Genomic DNA, 17,758 nt, shown 5'->3' on the forward strand with positions numbered 1-17,758 from the left:
GTGCCTCAACGACCTCGGGCGCTAGGAGCGGCGCTTGCGTGCGGCCCGTCGGCGGCCGCGCCGGCTTCGCTGGCGTCCTGCCTCCTCACCATGCTGCTCCGAGTCCTTGTCCTTACCTTCGTGTCCACGGGTGCCGCGTTGGCGGCTGGTGTCCCCATGGGCGCCGGCATTGCGAGCGTTAAGCCCGCCATCTTGTCGGGGGTCGGGCGCGGAACCATCCTCGGACGACACACTCCGATTCGTCCGCCGTACCGCTCGACGGCGACGACGGCCTCCAGAGGCATCACGGGAAGTTTCGGCGCTCCCACGATTCCCCGTCAATTCATCGGCGCTCGCCCCTCGGTCTCGCGTTCCAGACTGATCTGTCGTGCCTCGCCTTACAGGTTGCTGGGCTTCACTCGCCTGCGAATCGTCGTCCCACTCGTTGCGTTGCGGCCGTTGATCGGAGCGAGAGTTGCCCCGGGTCTTCCGTCGACGACGCGGTGACTTCTCAAAGTCCGCCATTGCATCTTCAAAGCTCTGCCGCGAGTTCCCAGTGTTCTCGTTTTCTCCGTGCGCAGGAGCTTCAGTCTCGCTCGAGGTGCTACGGGTCGCTGCTCTCCGAGCGCTGCGACGCCTTTTGGATCGCCCTGCTCGCGAGGTTCGCTGCGCCGGCGCGTCTTCGTGGTCGTTGTTGTCGCCGGCATCCCCGGAAGCTCCGCCCGACGCCCCAACTGTCTTCGAGTGCTCGGCCTTCGCATTCTTTCGCTGCGCTTGACGTCGCCTGCGCCTGTTGCGTCCACCACGCTCATTGCCACTTTCGGACTGCGTGGTTTCACTACCGCCCTCGTTGACGCCGGCGTTCTCTGTTGGCTCCGAGCTAAGAACAGTGTTTTCCTCACTGCCGCGCTGATCTTGGTGCTCCCCGGCACCTAGTGCGTTCTGCTCAGGCGCTTGCGAACGATTTCGGCCACGACCTCGACCGGAGCCGCGACGACCGCGTCGCCTCGACGAAGTCTTCGGCTCGTCCTCCTTCTCCTTTTCTGCCGCCACAACGGCATCCGCCAATTCGTCGATGGCCTCGTCATCCAGCGCCTTCTCTACGGGTTTCGGTGCCTCGGAGAGCGCAGGATGCATCGCTCTGGCCGCAGGGTGCTGCCCGGTCGGGAGTCGCCTGGAATCGACGCGCCCGTATCGCGCTCGCTTCTCTTCAACAACTGGATCTTCGGTCAGCAGAATGCCTCGACCGTCGCAGCAATGGCAGGGTACGGAGAACGTCTCAAGAAGACCATTCCCAAGACGCTTTCTAGTGAGCTGTACCAAACCCAGAGAAGTTACCTCGGAGACATTGTGGCGGGTGCGGTCGCGCCCCAGTGATTCCTTGAGACGTCGAACAACCAATTCTTGGTTCTCCGGCAGGATCATGTCGATGAAGTCGATGATGATCATGCCGCCGATGTCGCGCAGGCGGATTTGGCGAACAATCTCCTCGGCTGCTTCGAGGTTGTTTTTCGTCACCGTTTCCTCGAGGTTTCCGCCGGATCCGGTGTACTTGCCGGTGTTGACGTCGATAACCGTCAGTGCCTCGGTGTGTTCGATGATCAAGGTGCCACCGGACGGCAGCCACACCTTCCGAGCCAAAGCCTTTTCGAGTTGCTCATCCACGCGGTACGTCTCAAAAGCATCGCGTCCATCGTGCTTCTTGCTGCGGTACTTCTTGACGCGTCCGAGCAAGTCAGGCGCGACGGATTCAACGTACGCGCGAATAGTTTTGTACGACTTCTTGCCGTCAACGATGAGTTTATTGAAGTCCTCGTTAAAAAGATCCCGCACGACCTTGATCAATAGTGCCGGCTCCTCATAAAGGGTCACCGGCTTCGCGCCATGAGACTTCTTCTCACGTTCGGCGAGTTCCTTGATCTCCTCCCACTGGCTGTGAAGGCGCTGCACGTCCGCCGCAATAGCTTCCTCAGTGATGTTTTCGGCAGCGGTGCGGATGATCGCCCCACCCTCCCCGGGTACAACCTTGTGGAGGATCTCCTTCAAGCGCTTACGCTCCGGGGCCGGAAGTTTGCGGGAGATCCCGGCTGTCCGTCCTCCCGGAACATAGACAAGGAACCGCCCCGCCAACGAAATTTGGGTCGTCAGACGGGCGCCCTTATGCCCAACCGGGTCTTTGGTGACCTGAACAACGACCTGGTCGCCGGACTTCAGCGCGTTTTCAATTCGTCGCGCGCGACCCCCGAGTCCAGCAGACTTCCAGTCGATTTCGCCCGCGTACAGCACACCGTTTCGGCCTTGTCCGTAGTCAATAAACGCGGCTTCCATGCTGGGCAGCACGTTTTGCACGCGCCCAAGGTAGATGTTGCCAACCATGGTGACCTGGTCTTCTGTGTCAACAAAGTGCTCAACAAGCAGGCCGTCCTCGAGCACCCCGACCTGTGTCACCATTCCCGTGCCATAGTGCCGCTCGCGGTCCCGCACCACCATGGTGCGCTGAACGGATTCGCGGCGCGCAAGAAACTCTGCCTGGCTGACGATGCGCGAGCGCTTACGCTCCTCCGCGCTCCGCTCACTGCGGCGACGTCGCTTCGCTTCCAGACGAGCCGATCCCTTGATCGCCTTCGGTTCGTCTATCTGCTCAGCCTCTTGCGTATCGACGCCACGCTCTGCACCATCAGCGGTTTCCTGCCCACGTGAATCGCTGGCCTTGCTCGCCTTTGCGTTGCCGCGGTTCCGTTTCTGCCGCTCGCTGCGCGCGGAGTCCGCAGAGCTTCCTTCCGCTGTGCGCAAGGTACCGTCCCCAGAATCAGAAGATGAGGCGTCCGAGTCATCCAGTCCGTCGGATCCTTCTGCCACCTCGCGGTCAGCGGCACGGGCAGCTTGCGCTGCACGACGAGCGCGTCGACGCTGCGAACGAGTCGGAGCCTTGAACAGCGGAGCGTACTCGGTGACCGACTCGTCCTCTGGCGCCGGCGTCACGTCAGGTTCCACGTCAGTAAGCGGCTCGTCGGAAGCATCGCCGCTCGGATCCGTGCCCGGTTCATCTGCGGTGGCCAACTCGGCATTGACCTTGTCCTCAATTTGGTGGATCTCGTTCTCTACGTCTTTGCGTACGCGGTGTCGGATCTTCTCGTCCGCGTCGGAAGACTCGTCCCCAGCGTCGCTTGATTGGGGTGCGTTGGTGTCGGGAGACAGTGCGTCGAGAAGCTGCTCGCTCTCCGCGCGAGTGAGCGAGGACTGCGCTACCTTGACTACTCCCATGTCCGACAGCGCAACGACCAGGTCTTTCGAAGGCACGTTGAGCTCTTTGGCCAACTGGAAGACGCGCATCTTGTCCTTGAGGCGAGAGCGGTCAAACGTCGCGTAGGGGTTGACCGTTGGCTCATTGGCTGGCTGTTCGCGCTTCGCAGGAGCCTTCTTTGTTGACTTCTTTGTCGATTTCTTGGCCGGCTTTGTCGACTTCTTCGCCGTCGCCTTCGTGCTGCGGCGCTTCTTTGGCGTGGATTCCTCGTTCTGTGCCACGAACCTATTCTCCTGTTATGCGTCTGCCCGCACAGCTTCTGCGCCGGGCACCGGGCGCTGGCACTTCCTGCCGCCGCCGCACAGTGCCGCGCGAATGCGCGGGACTTCAATGTCAAAGTTTGTCAGCACGCGCGGCGTCAACAACGTCAACAACGTGAATATCGTCAAGGACGTCAACGACGCGATGCTTGCCATCTATTGTGGCACAGGCCCCCGCCCCGCGCGTTTACCCCGCCCTGTCCACGGTCAGTCCTCTTGACCAACCGCTAGTGGTTCTCGCTCTGCGGCCCCTCCGCAAGCTCGAGGAAGCGCACAACTCCGCCAATAGTTGTTTCGACGACTGGTTTATCCCAACCCGCAACAACAAGGGATGACCCAACAATTGCTCCGAGAATTGCTTCGCCGTCCGCGTTGGTAACGCCCGCGTACTTGAGCAGTGCGTCGATGGCGTTGACTGCCTCGTAAAACTGCTCTTTGACCATCTCCTGCAACGCGGGCGCCTCGCGCTCGGCATCGACGGTTGCGGAAATAATCCCGCGCACCCAGTCTCGGTGCCCACAGGTCACAAGATCCAGCGTCGCTGCAGCGAGCTCACGCCGATCTTCTCGAATCTTGGGGTCCTTCAGCGCCTCCTCGAGGATCGCCGCCTGTACGGCGTGGAATCGCTCAAAGCACGTCTGGATGAGCTTCTCACGGCTCTCGTAGTAGTAACCAATCGAGCCAACCGGCACCCCAGCACGCGCGGCCACGTGCCGATGAGTGACTGAGGACATTCCCTCCTGCAGGAGAAGATCAATCGTGGCCTTTTCAATAGACGCGCGCTTCGCTTTTGCACGTTCTTGCTCTGGCTTGTCGTTGACCATCTCCGAGCCTTTCTCCGATAAAGCATACGATGGACTCATCGCAGCGTGACGCTTTCCTATGCATTGTGACATATGTATTGAGTCGCAATAAATCAACTGAATGATTTACGAGTTTTGCCCAGGAAAGCATAGAAAAACGCTACCCCAGGATGCGCTCTTCCGGGGGTAGCGTTGTCGAAAGTTTGGTGTGGTTGGTTACTTGTTGGGGAACCAGATGGCGATCTCACGCTCTGCAGATTCCGGGGAATCGGAACCGTGCACCACGTTCTCACCGACGGTCAGCGCGAAGTCGCCACGGATGGTACCCGGGGTCGCCTTCTCCACCGGGTGGGTGCCGCCTGCCAGCTGGCGCCAGGCAGCGATCGCAGACTCGCCCTCAACGATGCCAGCAACCAGCGGCGCAGAGGTGATGAAGTCTACGAGGTCACCGAAGAACGGCTTATCCTTGTGCTCTTCGTAGTGCTTCTCGGCGGTCTCGCGGTCCGCGGTACGCAGATCCATCTCCACCAGCTTCAAGCCCTTGCGCTCGATGCGGGAAATGATTTCACCGACGTGCCCGTGGGCAACGCCGTCCGGCTTAATAAGAATCAAAGTACGTTCGGTCATGGACCAGACTCTACCGAAACCTCTCGCACGATGCGCGATGCATCTGCGGGCGTCGCGTCACGCTTCCACAACTGCACCTGCCGAACCGCTCCATCTTCATTTCCTTCACGGATCATCCGCATAATTGTCGTACGCTGTTCCGGGTCAAGCGAAAGATCCGGGGCACCCATGTCCTGATACTTCATGTACAGCGCAAATGCCAAAGCACCGCCCGCGATCACGATCGCAGCGGCGCCGACCCAACTCGGCCACGCAAACAACGACGCACCAACGGCGACAAGCGACATCACCGCAGCAAGCACCAGCAGGAAGAATCGCATGCCCTCCAAGCTACTAAGGTTTAGGGGGATGTACCAGCATGTTCCGCTCCATGAGCTCGCGCTTAGCCAAGGCCTTCCTGACGCACCCGCGTTGACAGACCTGTCCACGAGCACGACGGTGACCTACCGCGAGCTCCGCACACTCGCTAACAACGTCTCGCACGTACTGGCCCACGCCACAACATCACCCTCCCCCGTCATCGCGGTCCAACTCCCAAACTCGGTGGAGTTTGCGGCCGTGATCCTCGGCATCGCCCAGGCGGGTGCAGCGTCCAGTCTGATCGGCCCGCTACTTCGCAACCATGAAGCGAGACATCTCGCCGAGCTCGCCGGCGCAGACCCACAACTCGGCCTCATCCGGATGGAGCAGGCGCAAGCGCTGATACGCGGCACGACTCCCGCCGGTTGGCCACGCCGCGACGCTGCTAACCACACGCCCGCAGTCAGTGCTGCGAATGCACAAGAGCTCGCCTTCGTTCCGTACTCGTCGGGCACCACGGGGATGCAGAAGGCGGTGGGGTTGACGGGGGCGTCGGTAAGCGCAAACATGACCCAGTTTGCTGCAGCGATTGCACGAAGTGGGGTGGGTACTCACACCCCAACGATGTCGCCGCTGCCCTTCTCACACATCTATGGCTTGACCGCGCTGCTGCTCACCCCGCTCATGCTGGGGCATCACGTGCTCACGATGCAGCGCTTTGATCCGGAGCGCTTTGTGAGCGCGCACCGCGATTTCGCCGTGCAGCTCACATTCATCGCCCCGCCGCTCGCGCGCGTCCTCGATACCGCCCCGGCCGATGCCTTCAACGCACTCGAACTGATCATCAGCGGCGCGGATCGACTCGACCCCACGGTGGCACGAACGGTGGAGTCGCGACTGGGCGCGAGCGTGATCCAGGGGTACGGAATGACCGAGACGTCGCCGGTCACCTTTGTTGGCGTGCGCGGCGAAACGCCTCCGGACTCTGTGGGGTTCCCGCTCCCCGATACCCGCTTCCGCATCGGTTCCGACGGTGAATTATCCGTCGCCGGGCCACAGCTCATGCGCGGCTACCTCGGGCAAGAGCCGATCGGTGAATGGTTTCAAACCGGGGACCTCGCGCGCGTGGGAACGCACGGCGAGCTCTACATCATCGGACGCGCCAAAGACACGATCAAATACAAGGGCTACCAGATCGCTCCGGCCGAGCTGGAGGCCACGCTGCTAGAGCATGAAGCAATTGTCGACGCCGCCGTCACCCCCTTTGTGCTCAATGGCACCGAGGTCCCCCGCGCCTTCGTCGTGCCCGCACCCTCACCGGCAGCCACGTCTGCCCGCCTCACAGCCGACGGTGTCATGCGGTTCGTGGCTGACCGGGTCGCGCCGTACAAGAAGGTGCGCGTCGTAGATTTTGTCGAAGAGATCCCCCGTAGCGCAGCCGGGAAAATCCTCCGCACCCAGCTGCGCGACCTGCCGCACGCAGACTAGCGCGCCGGGTCTTCTGCAGTGCCCAGGTGCTGGGTAACTAGGTACCCGGCGCGCATACGCTGCAGCATCTCCGAGCGCAGCTTGATGATGAAGAACCACACCACGCCGAACGTGATGCCGACGGCAGTGACGGACCAGTGGATGAAAAACCCGAAGATGAGCGGAATCTGGAGCGCCAGGTCCACCCACAGCATCACCGGCTTCTTCTGGAAGAACGCAACGACCACGTGCGCGAGGCCGATGACGGTGACGTAGACCCAGTTAAACGTGGTCCAGAGCTCCCCGTTCTCAACCTTGAGAATCACGGTGAGGATGAGGAAGATCGTGATCGCTTCCATCACGAGCGTGCCGGAGAGTACGCCGGTCAGGCCTGCCATCGGGTCTTTGACCGGGGCCTTGCCCGGGCCGAGGGGGCTCATATCCGGCTCGCGACGCGCGCCGCGGCGCGAGCGCCGGGTGTTGTTCTGGTCAGCCATGCCCTCATCGTATCGCTGAGAACGGTTGGGCCATAACTGGTGCGCGGTGGCGTCGACAAGCGCTTCGATCAACGCGCCTGGACGCAGTACTCAATTACTCGAGCGGCGACGTCGATTCCCGTCACCTCCGTGAGGGAGGCAAATTGGGCGTTCGAGTTCACCTCGCCGACAAGCGGACTGGACGCATGGAGGAAATCGACCGAGCCAATATCCAGGCCGAGCGCGCCCATCGCTGTGCGTGCAGTGTCCACGAAGTCCGCGGGCGGATCCCACGGCACCGCGCGACCGCCACCGGTCACGTTGGCGCGGAAGTCACCTCCCTGGCCGAACCTTTGCATCGCAGCAACTGGGGTCTCACCAACCATGAAGATGCGGGCGTCGTGGCCGTGGGATTCAGCGATGTATTCCTCCACGATCACGGGCGCGGGATGAGCGGCGCGGAGGAACGCGACCAGCTCCGCGGGGGCGTGGATCAGCTCGACCCCCTGCCCCCACGAGCCGATTGCACGTTTCGCCACGACCGGGTAGCCCAACTGAAGGTCTACGGCAGCGAGAAATTCGCTCTCCTCCCATTCCGCGGCCGATAAGTTCCGGTACGCCAGCGGCGCAGTCAACGTACACGGGTGCGCAATGCCGGCGTGAGAAAGCACCGCGTGCGTGTACGCCTTGTTATCGCACGCAGCGATCGCGGTCGCGGTGTTGATGGTGCGCACCCCCAGCGCTTCGAGCTGTGCGACGACGGCAACGTCTTTGTCCTGGATAAGCGCGACGCGCGGCAGCGGACCGGTGCCCATCGCGGCGACAACCTCATCGGTACTCACTCGCCGCAAATCAAGCCCGACCGCGCCGGCCGCACGCGCAAGAGCGCCGAACTGCCACTCAAACTTGTCCCAGTGCAGCCAGCGGTTGGTCACCAGCCAGGCAGCGTCGCAGCCCACCGCACTACGCCTCGGGCTCCTGCGCGTCCAGCGCAGTGAGGTAGGTGCGGGCATCACCGGCGGTGGCGATGGACCCGGTGACCAACACGCCCATGCCGTCTTCGCCAGACTCTTCGGCGACCTCGCGCGCCAGTTCCACCGCCGCCGGCAGATGCGCCTCGATCCGAACGCGGTCGTCACCGAACACGTCGTACGCCACCTCCGCCAGCTCGTCGACGTCCATCGCACGTGGGGATGAGTTCTGAGTAATCACTACCTCGCGCAGCTCGGGCTCCAGCGCTGTCAGCATCTGGCGTGCGTCTTTGTCCCCAAAAATCGACACCACGCCGATCAGACCCGTGTAGTTGAAGTCCCGCTCGAGTGCGGAGGCGAGGGTGCGGGCGCCGTGGGGGTTATGGGCGGCGTCGATAAGCACGACCGGGTCCTTACCAAACCGCTCAATCCGCCCCGGGACCGTCACCTGGTCAAATCCCGCGCGAACGGCGTCGGCATCAAGCGGGTGCTCGCGGGTCACGCCGAAGAACGCCTCCACCGCGGCGAGCGCAAGCGACGCATTCGCCGCCTGGTGGGCGCCCGCGAGTGGGAGGAAGATGCCGTCGTACTCTCCACCGAGTCCGCGCAGCGTGAGCTGTTGGCCGCCGACGGCAACCGTGGACTTCCCTACCGAGAACTCGCTGCCGCTCCGAGCAACGATTGCCTCTGTGTCCACCGCACGCTCGAGAATCGCGTGCATTGCGTCCGGCTCCTGCTCGGCGACCACCGCAATGTTTTCCGCCGGGCTCAACGCGCTCAACGCGTCCGCCTCGCGGGGCTTAATAATCCCGGCCTTCTGTGCCGCGATCGCGGCAATGGTCTGGCCAAGGAACGCTTGGTGGTCAAGCCCGATCGGGGTAATCACGGCGACATCGGCGTCCACCACATTCGTCGCGTCCCAGGTCCCGCCCATGCCGACCTCCAGGACGGCGACGTCGACGGGCGCGTCCGCAAACGCCACGAACGCCATGGCTACGAGCACCTCAAAGCGGCTCAGCGGGGTGGCAAACTGCGCGTCGACCATTTCCACGAAGGGCTCGAGCTCGTCAAAGATTTCCGCGAAGCGTTCCGGCGCGATCTCGGCGCCGTCGATGAGCATCGTCTCGGTCACCCGCGTGAGCTCAGGGCTGGTGAACAGCCCCACGCGGTGTCCCAGTGCGCGCAGCAACGACTCGGTCATCCGCGCGGTCGACGTCTTCCCGTTCGTGCCCGCGACCTGGATCACCTTCAGCGTGCGCTCGGGCGAACCGAGTAAATCCATCAATGCGGCAACGCGGTCAAGGCTCGGGTTCGGGTCGGCAGCACCGGCGCGAGCATCAAGCTTCTCGCTGACCCGCGTGAGTGCAGCGCTATCCCCGGAGTACTCAGGAACCCGACTGATCGGCTCGCCGTCGTCGCTCGCCAGCTGCCCAACGCGCATCCCCACCAGCCCAGCGAGGCGCGCAAGCTCGTCGTTCTCCGAGCCTTCCGGAGACCCGTCGGGCTCGACGCTGTCGGCGGCCCGAGTATCACCCAGATCCCGAGTACCACCCAGATTCAGCGTCATGCCACTGTCCGTCATGGAGATACGGCCGAACTCCGTGTCGCGCTCACGCACCGGCGTGAGCTCGTCACGTTCCTGCTCGTCGCCGTGGGTGGTGTTGTCGCTGTGGTCGTACTGCTCGCTCATGCGAGCCAGTCTACTTCTCCGGCAGCGTTTCCAGTCGCGCGGTCACGCGCTCGAATTCCTCTTGCGCAACCTTCTGCCGCACCTTGATCTTCTCCACGACCTGCTCCGGCGCGTTGGTCAGGAACTGCTCGTTGGACAGCTTCGCACCGGTGGTGTCCAGCTCCTTCTGCGCGGCGGCGAGCTCCTTCTCCAGGCGCTTGCGCTCGGCAGCCACGTCGACCGTGCCGGAGGTATCCAGCGCCACGTCGAGGTTGACCTGGCTCAGGCGCATCTCGATGCTTGCCGACGCTGCAAAATCCTCACCCGGCGCCTCTACTCGAGCGATCTGGCGCACCATGTCCTCCTGGCCAGCCAGATCCGCGGACGCGAAGTCCAAGCGCGCCGGCACCTTCTGTGACGGCTTCACGCCCTGGTCGGCGCGGAAACGGCGCAGCTCGGTGATGAGCTTGATGGAGTCCTCGACGCGACGGCGCGCGTCGAGGTCCGTCTCCACACCACCGTTGGTGTCGTCTGCGGTCGGCCACGCAGCCGTGGTTACGGTCTCCTCACCGGTCAGCGCAGTCCACAGGACCTCGGTAATAAACGGCATGGTCGGGTGCAGCAGGCGCAGGACCACGTCGAGGACACGGCCCAGCACGATCTGGGTGTTGCGGCCCCGTTCCTGTTCTTCCGCTGACACGTCAGCATCAGTACGCGGGATCTGGGTCTTGGCAATCTCGAGGTACCAGTCGCACAGCTCGTCCCAGGCGAAGTGGTAGAGCGCCTCGTTGGCCTTTGCAAACTGGTAGTCGTCCAGGTAGGCGTCGACGCGCTTGCGGAGTTCCTCGGCGCGGTCGAGGATCCAGCGGTCGGCGTCGGTAAGCGCTTGGCGCTGCGGCAGCTCGCCGACCCCGGCGCCGTTCATCAGCGCGAACTTCGTGGCGTTGTACAGCTTGGTAGCAAAATTGCGGGCGGCCACGGCGTGGTCGTCGCCGATGGGCAGGTCCACGCCCGGGTTCGCGCCGCGGGCCAGGGCAAAGCGCAGCGCATCCGCACCGAAGCGGCCGACCCAGTCCATCGGATCGATGCCGTTGCCCAGGGACTTCGACATCTTGCGGCCCTTTTCGTCGCGCACCAGGCCGTGCAGGTAGAGGTCCGTGAAGGGCACCTGCGGCCGGCCACCCTTGCCCTCGCCGAGGATCTCCGGGGTGAACTTACCGGCAAAGGTGCCAAACATCATCATGCGCGCCACCCAGAAGAACAGGATGTCGTACGCGGTGACGAGGACGGAGGTCGGGTAGAACTTGTCCAGCTCAGGCGTCTTCTCGGGCCAGCCCATCGTGGAGAACGGCCACAGCGCGGAGGAGAACCAGGTGTCCAACACGTCCGGGTCCTGCTCGTAGCCGGCGGGCGCTTCCTCGTCGGGGCCGACGCACACCACGTCGCGCTCGCCGTTTTCGTCTTCCGGCCCGTACCAGATCGGGATGCGGTGCCCCCACCACAGCTGGCGCGAGATGGTCCAGTCGTGCATGTTGTCTACCCAGTCGAAGTAGCGCTTCTCCATCGACTGCGGGTGGATCACCGTGTCGCCGTTGCGCACGGCGTCGCCGGACATCTTAGCCATCTCATCCACCTTGACAAACCACTGCAGCGACAGGCGCGGCTCGATCGGCTCGCCGGAGCGCTCCGAGTGGCCCACGGAGTGCACGTAGGGGCGGATCTCCTTGACAATGCGGCCCTGCTCCGCGAGCGCCTCGCGCACGGCGACGCGCGCCTCCTCGCGGCTCAAACCGTCGAAGCGGGTGCCAGTGTTCGCAATGCGGGCCTGCTCATCCATGATGATCGGCATGTCCAGGTTGTGGCGCAGGCCCATCTCGTAATCGTTCGGGTCGTGCGCCGGCGTGATCTTCACCGCGCCCGTGCCCAGCTCCATATCCACGTAGTCGTCGGCGATGACCTTGACCTTGAGGTCGTCGCGCAGCGGGTGGGCGAACTCCTCGCCGATGAGGTGCGCGTAACGCTCGTCGTCGGGGTGGACGGCGATCGCCACGTCGCCCAGCATGGTTTCGACACGGGTGGTGGCTACGACAAGGTGCAGCGCATCGTCGTCAAGCGAGCCGTACCGGATAGAGACGAACTCGCCCTCGACGTCCTTGTACACGACCTCAATGTCCGACACCGCGGTCTCGAGCACCGGCGACCAGTTCACCAGGCGGTAGTCGCGGTACACCATGCCCTGGTCGTACAGCTGCTTGAAGATGGTCTGCACCGCCTTGGACAGCCCATCATCCAGCGTAAAGCGCTCCCGCGACCAGTCGACCGAATCGCCGATCGCACGCATCTGCGTGGTGATCGTGCCGCCGTACTGTTGCTTCCACTCCCAGACGCGATCGATGAACTCTTCGCGGCCGTAGTCGTAGCGGTCCTTCCCTTCCTCAGCCTTGAGCTTCGCCTCCACCTTGGTCTGCGTAGCAATGCCGGCGTGGTCCATGCCGGGCAGCCACAGCACCTCGTAGCCTTGCATTCGCTTGCGGCGCACGAGGGAATCCATCAGCGTGTGGTCGAGCGCATGGCCCATGTGCAGCTGGCCGGTCACGTTCGGCGGCGGCAGCATGATGGAGTAGGCGGGCTTATCGGATGCGGGGTCCGCCGTGAAGTAGCCCTTGTCCACCCACTTCTCGTACAGCGTGGACTCGTGGTCCTGCGGCTCCCAGCTCTTGGGAAGGGCGTCCGCGCGGTTCTTGCCTACTAAATCATTCGTCGCTTCACTCACGGTTGCCCATCATAGCCCCCGCTCAGAACAGCGCGTCAGCCACTTCGGCTTCGTGCTTGAGCGCGTCCACGTTCGCCTGGATGCGCTCGCGCTGGAAGTCGCTCACCTCCAGCCCTGCGACGGGCTCCCACGTCCCGCCGGTCCCTACTGCCGGCACGCCGAAGACCAGGCCAGCGTCGACGCCGTATTCGCTTGTCGACGCCTGCGCCACCGTCACCCAACGCCCATCGGTCCCCTGCACCCAGTCCCGCATATGGTCCACGGCGGCAGACGCCGCCGACGCCGCGGAGGATTTCCCGCGCACCTCGATGATCTCGCCGCCGCGCTTGGCCACGCGCGGGATGAACTCGTCGACGTACCAGTCCCGGTCCACCTCGTTAGCCAGCGGCTCGCCGTTCACGGTGGCGTAGGAGATGTCTGGGAACTGCGTGTCGGCGTGGTTACCCCACACCACCACCCGCTCGAGCGCGGTGGAGGGCACGTCGAGGTGCTGCGCCAGCATGGACAGCGCGCGGTTGTGGTCCAAGCGCATCATCGCGTTGAAGCGATCGCCCGGAATGTCCGGGGCCGACTTCGAAGCGATGTAGGCGTTAGTGTTGGCGGGGTTGCCCACGACGAGGACGCGGATGTCCTGCGCTGCGGCGTCGTTCAGCGCCTTGCCCTGCTCGATGAAAATCTTGCCGTTGGCCGCGAGCATGTCGGCGCGAGACTCGCCCTTTCCGCGCGGCTTGGCACCGACCAGGAACGCCGCGTTCGCTCCCTCGAACGCCTTGGCTGCGTTGTCCGCGACAGTGGTGGTGTTGAGCAGCGGGAGTGCAGAATCGGCGAGTTCCATCGCGGTCCCCTCCGCGGCGCGCACGGCAGCCGGGATCTCCAGCAGCGTGAGGTTGACCGGCTGGTCCTTGCCAAAGACGTCGCCGGAGGCGACACGCCAGAGCAGCGAGTACGCAATGTTGCCTGCGGCTCCAGTGACCACAACGTTGACGGGCTGTACCGGGGATTTCGTCATCATGACTCCTTGGCTCGGATGTGTGCTCGATCGTTTACCCGACGAGTATAGAAACGCGACGCCGGTGGGTTCTCGCGCATCTCCCCCCATTTGGGCACAACTTTGGCCAGCTTCTGTGGTTTTCGCTTCGAATGGGGACATCGGGGGCGCATGTGGTGCACGATGGAAACGTATGACCTCGGCGTTGACGCGCACCGACCCCTGCCCGCCCTGCATGACCCGAAGGAGACCCTGTGACGCAACAGCACAAGAGCAGTGACGCAGCTGACGCAGTTGACGCAATTGACGGGGCTGCCCAGACCTCAGATACGGGCGAAGCGCGGGCCGACTCCGGCGCCGCATCTTCCGACTCGCTGGACGCGGTCATCGATACCGCGCTGCGAATGTTTGCCGCGGACGGGTTCCACGATACGAAGCTGGAAGCGATTGCCAAGGAATCCGGTATGTCCAAGCGCAAGATCCACTACAACTTCGGGGACAAAAAAGGACTGTATACGCGGGCGACGCTGCGCGCCCTCGAGCGCCTCACCCCACCCGAGCACGTGTTGAATCGCTCCTACGCCGTACCCGTCGAGGGGATGCGCAAGTTCATCGACGCGCTCTACACGGCCGTCAAGAATAACCCCGATTCCGCAGGCATCCTGCTGCGCGAGGAGTTGGACCCGGTGCTTGACGGCACCACGTCGGCACTCACCCAGCGCACCGACACCGTCGCGCTGCACCTGGAACGCCTCCTGCTCATCGGTCAGGACTCGGGCGCGTTCCGCCCCGGAATCTCGGCCGATGACGTACTGGTGTTGCTCGTCTCGCTCAGCTTCTTCCCCACCGCTTTGGGCGACGTCGCGGAGGGGCTGCGCAACATAAACTTTCGCTCCGAGCGCAACAACACTGGCCTGCGCAGGATGGTCATCGACGCGGTCATCGCGTTCCTGACCACCAACATTTCCCCGTCCGGGTACGACAGCTACTTGGAACCGACGCCTGCGGCGGACGCGGCGGACTTACCCGAAGTCCACACCATCGCGGATGTGAGCGCCGATTACCTGGATGACCCGGAGACGCGCATTTACTAAGGTGCGCCGCGGCCCGCGCGCAGGGCGCGCTTAGGCCGAGCGCTGCTCTTCGTCCGTCAGGTACTGCGGCTCGGCCTCGCCCCGCACCACGTCCGCGGAGATGACCACGCGGTTCACGCCCTCACGGTCGGGAAGGTCGTACATGATGGGCACCAACAGCTCCTCCATGATCCCGCGCAGTCCGCGAGCGCCGGTCTTGCGTTCCGCCGCCTTGTCTGCAATGAGCCCGAGCGCCTCGCCATCCAGCTCAAGCTCGGCACCGTCCATGGCGAACAGGCGCTGATACTGCTTCACCAGGGAGTTCTTCGGCTCCGTGAGCACACGCACCATCGCGTCGCGGTCCAGGTCCTCCACGCTGGCCAGCACCGGCAGACGGCCGATGAACTCGGGGATCAGTCCGAACTTCACCAGGTCGGCCGGCTGCACCTGGGAAAGCAGGTTCGCCTCGTCGCGCTCCGCCTTCGAGTCGATCTCTGCACCGAAGCCGATCCCCTTCTTGCCCACGCGCTCCGCAATAACCTTGTCCAGACCGGCGAAGGCGCCGGCCACGATGAACAGGATGTTCGTGGTATCAAGCTGGATGAATTCCTGATTCGGGTGCTTGCGCCCGCCCTGCGGCGGGACCGACGCGACCGTGCCCTCCAGGATCTTCAGCAGCGCCTGCTGCACGCCCTCGCCGGAGACGTCACGCGTGATCGACGGGTTCTCCGACTTGCGCGAGATCTTGTCTACCTCGTCGACGTAGATGATCCCGGTCTGCGCGCGGTTGACGTCAAAGTCCGCCGCCTGCAGCAGCTTCAGCAGGATGTTCTCCACGTCCTCGCCCACGTACCCAGCTTCGGTCAGGCTTGTCGCGTCGGCGATAGCAAACGGGACGTTGAGCATTCGCGCCAGCGTTTGCGCAAGGTACGTCTTACCGGAGCCGGTCGGGCCGAGCAGAAGAATGTTGGACTTGGAGATCTCCACGTCCTCCTCGCGGCGGCGCGCCGTCGATGCAAGCGACTCTGCCCTGATGCGCTTGTAGTGGTTGTACACCGCAACGGCGAGCGTCCGCTTCGCCTGGTCCTGCCCAATGACGTACTGGTCCAAAAACGCCGTGATTTCGGACGGCCGCGGGAGCCGCTCCGGGTCACCAGCCTGCCCCTGCTGCGAGCTCGCGAGCTCCTCTTCGATGATCTCGTTGCAGAGTTCAATGCACTCATCGCAGATGTACACACCGCCACCTGCGATGAGCTTGCGGACCTGCTTCTGGCTCTTTCCGCAAAACGAGCACTTGAGCAGATCCGATCCGTCGTGTGTTGCTGCCATGTGCGCTATTTACTCCCGTTCGTGCAATCGCCGTGCGGTCTTTCCGTGCAATATACGTGCCCCCGCCACGGACTGACCAAAAGGTTAGATTTCAAGTGTAGTTCCTACGTCAAACCAACGGGCGCACGCCCGCGCAGGTTCCCGTTTTGCGCAACAATGGTTGTCGGACCTGCATTTCAGCGGAAAGGACGCAGACAATGACTCACCTTCACGTCACCGAACATGGGGATCCGACTCGCCCGACGGTGGTGCTGCTTAGCTCAATTGCCACGACGCACGAGGCCTGGTCCAAACAGATCCCCGCCCTCGAGGGCGCCTTCTATGTCGTCACCGTGGATCACCGCGGTCACGGCAAGTCCGACAAGGCTCGGGTTGCGCCCGGGGCATCGCTTATCGACGACCTCGCGTCCGACATCCTCCACGCCCTCGACGAGGCGGGCGTGGACCGCTTCAGCATCGTCGGACTTTCGCTCGGCGGGGCGCTGGCGCAGTACATCGCCGCCACCAGCGGCCGCGTGGACAAGGCTGTGTTCGCCTGCACCGCCACCTACCTTGGCGGGCAGGACAAGTGGTCCGAGCGCACCGCCCTCACCCGCGAGCAGGGCACAGCGGCGCTGGCCGACGGGATGATGGGCAACTGGTTCACCGACGGGTTCCGGAAATCGCACCCGGACGAGGTGCAGCGTATCCATGACATGGTGTCCGGCATCGATGGTGAAGGCTACGCACAAAACGGTGACGCCCTGGCCAAGTGGGACTTTGCCGACCGGCTGGGCGAGATCACCTGCCCGGTGCTAACGATCGCCGGAGCACAGGACCCGTCAACGCCTCCCGCAGAGTTGGAGAAGATCGCGCGCGGCGTCGCGGGGCCGGTGAAGTCGGTGGTGATCGACCCTGGTTCGCACCAGGTTGGCATCGAGCGCCCCGAGGAATTCAACCGGGCCTTGACCGCGTTTCTCTAGGCCGCATCGGCTACGCTAGTAGCGTTCATCGTCGCCGGAAAGGATCTGCTCGTGAAACGCACCCGTACCCAGTCTGTTCTCGCAGCGCTCGTTGCTGCAACGGTATTGGCGGGTTGCTCGTCTTCCGAGGGCGACGAAGCTCGCCTGGCGGAGCCGGTGATCGACTTCCCCGCGACGAGCACGACGGCGTCGCCGACGACGTCGAAGTCCACGTCCACCTCTACATCGAAGAGCGCGAGTGCGGACGAGGACGACGAGGAGGAAACGACGAAGTCGTCGTCGACGAGCTCGTCGAAGACCTCTGAAAAGTCCAGCTCGGAAAAGAAGACCTCGACGAAGAAGACCTCCGAGAAGTCCACGAGCACGCGCAAGACCAGCACCCGCCGAGCTGCAAAGGACGAGGTGGAAGAGCAGGTGATCACTGAGACGGTGCCGGTGGATGACGGCTCGAATGGGTGCGCGTGGCCGGCGCAGGGCGAGGGCAGCGGCAACCAGGAGTACAGCACGTTCTGCGACGGCACCTGGGCGCGCACCATCACGCCTGAAAACGAGCAGGAGTACTTCTGGACTTCCGAAGGCGGAACCTGGACCAGCGTGGACCCGACTGGGTCGAATGAGAACGGCGTGTGCTGGGCCCGCGAGCCGTTTGCGCAAGCGCCTGAGGCCGTGAAGAACGCTGTGCCGTTCTGCGCGTAATACGGGATAGTCCGCGCGCGAACAACGCCACCCGGTTCACTGCCGGGTGGCGTTGTTGTGTGCAGCGCGGGAAGCACCCGC

General features: G+C 63.6%; 14 protein-coding genes. 4 read left to right on the plus strand and 10 right to left on the minus strand.

Annotated features, from left to right (window positions below):
- Positions 1–21: 21 nt before the first annotated feature.
- The 4 genes from CKJ82_RS05460 to CKJ82_RS11790 all read right to left on the minus strand — a co-directional run bounded on the left by CKJ82_RS05460 (position 22) and on the right by CKJ82_RS11790 (position 5,293).
- Complete coding sequence (locus CKJ82_RS05460) at positions 22–3,504, minus strand: translation initiation factor IF-2 N-terminal domain-containing protein (RefSeq protein ID WP_240510702.1); 3,483 nt, start codon at positions 3,502–3,504, stop codon at positions 22–24.
- A 266-nt stretch (positions 3,505–3,770) separates the two neighbouring features.
- Positions 3,771–4,367 (minus strand): TetR/AcrR family transcriptional regulator, encoded by a 597-nt coding sequence (locus CKJ82_RS05465; RefSeq protein WP_158221619.1) that lies wholly within the window; start codon positions 4,365–4,367, stop codon positions 3,771–3,773.
- Positions 4,368–4,562: 195 nt separating this feature from the next.
- Positions 4,563–4,973, minus strand: coding sequence for a nucleoside-diphosphate kinase (gene ndk / locus CKJ82_RS05470; RefSeq protein ID WP_095535401.1), 411 nt, complete (start codon positions 4,971–4,973; stop codon positions 4,563–4,565).
- The gene (locus CKJ82_RS11790; protein ID WP_165765392.1) at positions 4,970–5,293 is read right to left on the minus strand and encodes a hypothetical protein; all 324 of its coding nucleotides are present in this window, start codon (positions 5,291–5,293) and stop codon (positions 4,970–4,972) included. Before CKJ82_RS11790 ends, ndk begins: the two co-directional genes overlap by 4 nt.
- Positions 5,294–5,321: 28 nt before the next feature.
- On the opposite strand from CKJ82_RS11790, the gene CKJ82_RS05475 reads away from it, so the two are divergent.
- Positions 5,322–6,761 carry a class I adenylate-forming enzyme family protein gene (locus tag CKJ82_RS05475; protein WP_165765393.1) on the plus strand — a complete coding sequence of 480 codons (1,440 nt, stop codon included), beginning with the start codon at positions 5,322–5,324 and terminating at the stop codon, positions 6,759–6,761.
- Here CKJ82_RS05475 and CKJ82_RS05480 read toward each other — a convergent pair.
- The 5 genes from CKJ82_RS05480 to CKJ82_RS05500 form a co-directional block, all read right to left on the minus strand.
- Complete coding sequence (locus CKJ82_RS05480; RefSeq protein WP_095535399.1) at positions 6,758–7,237, minus strand: DUF4233 domain-containing protein; 480 nt, start codon at positions 7,235–7,237, stop codon at positions 6,758–6,760. The genes CKJ82_RS05475 and CKJ82_RS05480 overlap by 4 nt on opposite strands.
- Before the next feature lie 68 nt (positions 7,238–7,305).
- Entirely contained in the window at positions 7,306–8,175 is an 870-nt protein-coding gene (locus CKJ82_RS05485) for an ATP-grasp domain-containing protein (RefSeq protein WP_165765394.1), read from the minus strand.
- 4 nt (positions 8,176–8,179) lie between these two features.
- Positions 8,180–9,877, minus strand: a complete 1,698-nt coding sequence (locus CKJ82_RS05490; RefSeq protein ID WP_233125581.1) for a bifunctional folylpolyglutamate synthase/dihydrofolate synthase — start codon at positions 9,875–9,877, stop codon at positions 8,180–8,182.
- Between the two features lie 10 nt (positions 9,878–9,887).
- Positions 9,888–12,629, minus strand: coding sequence for a valine--tRNA ligase (locus CKJ82_RS05495; protein ID WP_095537347.1), 2,742 nt, complete (start codon positions 12,627–12,629; stop codon positions 9,888–9,890).
- Positions 12,630–12,651: 22 nt separating this feature from the next.
- The gene (locus CKJ82_RS05500) at positions 12,652–13,641 is read right to left on the minus strand and encodes a malate dehydrogenase (protein WP_420838549.1); all 990 of its coding nucleotides are present in this window, start codon (positions 13,639–13,641) and stop codon (positions 12,652–12,654) included.
- A gap of 230 nt (positions 13,642–13,871) precedes the next feature.
- On the opposite strand from CKJ82_RS05500, the gene CKJ82_RS05505 reads away from it, so the two are divergent.
- The gene (locus CKJ82_RS05505; protein WP_095537349.1) at positions 13,872–14,711 is read left to right on the plus strand and encodes a TetR/AcrR family transcriptional regulator; all 840 of its coding nucleotides are present in this window, start codon (positions 13,872–13,874) and stop codon (positions 14,709–14,711) included.
- A 30-nt stretch (positions 14,712–14,741) separates the two neighbouring features.
- Here the strand turns inward: CKJ82_RS05505 and clpX are convergent, their stop codons facing one another.
- A complete protein-coding gene (gene clpX, locus CKJ82_RS05510) occupies positions 14,742–16,019 on the minus strand; it encodes an ATP-dependent Clp protease ATP-binding subunit ClpX (protein WP_095537350.1) in 1,278 nt (425 codons plus the stop codon).
- Positions 16,020–16,216: 197 nt separating this feature from the next.
- Here clpX and CKJ82_RS05515 point away from each other — a divergent pair, with 197 nt between their 5' ends.
- A complete protein-coding gene (locus CKJ82_RS05515) occupies positions 16,217–16,981 on the plus strand; it encodes an alpha/beta fold hydrolase (protein ID WP_095537351.1) in 765 nt (254 codons plus the stop codon).
- 51 nt (positions 16,982–17,032) lie between these two features.
- The gene (locus CKJ82_RS11625) at positions 17,033–17,677 is read left to right on the plus strand and encodes a hypothetical protein (protein WP_133064023.1); all 645 of its coding nucleotides are present in this window, start codon (positions 17,033–17,035) and stop codon (positions 17,675–17,677) included.
- The last annotated feature ends 81 nt before the right edge of the window (positions 17,678–17,758 follow it).

The sequence above is a fragment of the Corynebacterium gottingense genome (assembly GCF_002285125.1).
Taxonomy (GTDB): Bacteria; Actinomycetota; Actinomycetes; order Mycobacteriales; family Mycobacteriaceae; genus Corynebacterium; species Corynebacterium gottingense.

Coding starts and splice junctions, on each gene's coding strand:
- CKJ82_RS05515 (WP_095537351.1), top strand. CDS start 16,217: ATGACTCACCTTCACGTCACCGAACATGGGGATCCGACTCGCCCGACG.
- ndk (WP_095535401.1), bottom strand. CDS start 4,973: ATGACCGAACGTACTTTGATTCTTATTAAGCCGGACGGCGTTGCCCAC.
- CKJ82_RS05500 (WP_420838549.1), bottom strand. CDS start 13,641: ATGATGACGAAATCCCCGGTACAGCCCGTCAACGTTGTGGTCACTGGA.
- clpX (WP_095537350.1), bottom strand. CDS start 16,019: ATGGCAGCAACACACGACGGATCGGATCTGCTCAAGTGCTCGTTTTGC.
- CKJ82_RS05475 (WP_165765393.1), top strand. CDS start 5,322: ATGTACCAGCATGTTCCGCTCCATGAGCTCGCGCTTAGCCAAGGCCTT.
- CKJ82_RS11790 (WP_165765392.1), bottom strand. CDS start 5,293: ATGCGATTCTTCCTGCTGGTGCTTGCTGCGGTGATGTCGCTTGTCGCC.
- CKJ82_RS05465 (WP_158221619.1), bottom strand. CDS start 4,367: ATGGTCAACGACAAGCCAGAGCAAGAACGTGCAAAAGCGAAGCGCGCG.
- CKJ82_RS05490 (WP_233125581.1), bottom strand. CDS start 9,877: ATGAGCGAGCAGTACGACCACAGCGACAACACCACCCACGGCGACGAG.
- CKJ82_RS05480 (WP_095535399.1), bottom strand. CDS start 7,237: ATGGCTGACCAGAACAACACCCGGCGCTCGCGCCGCGGCGCGCGTCGC.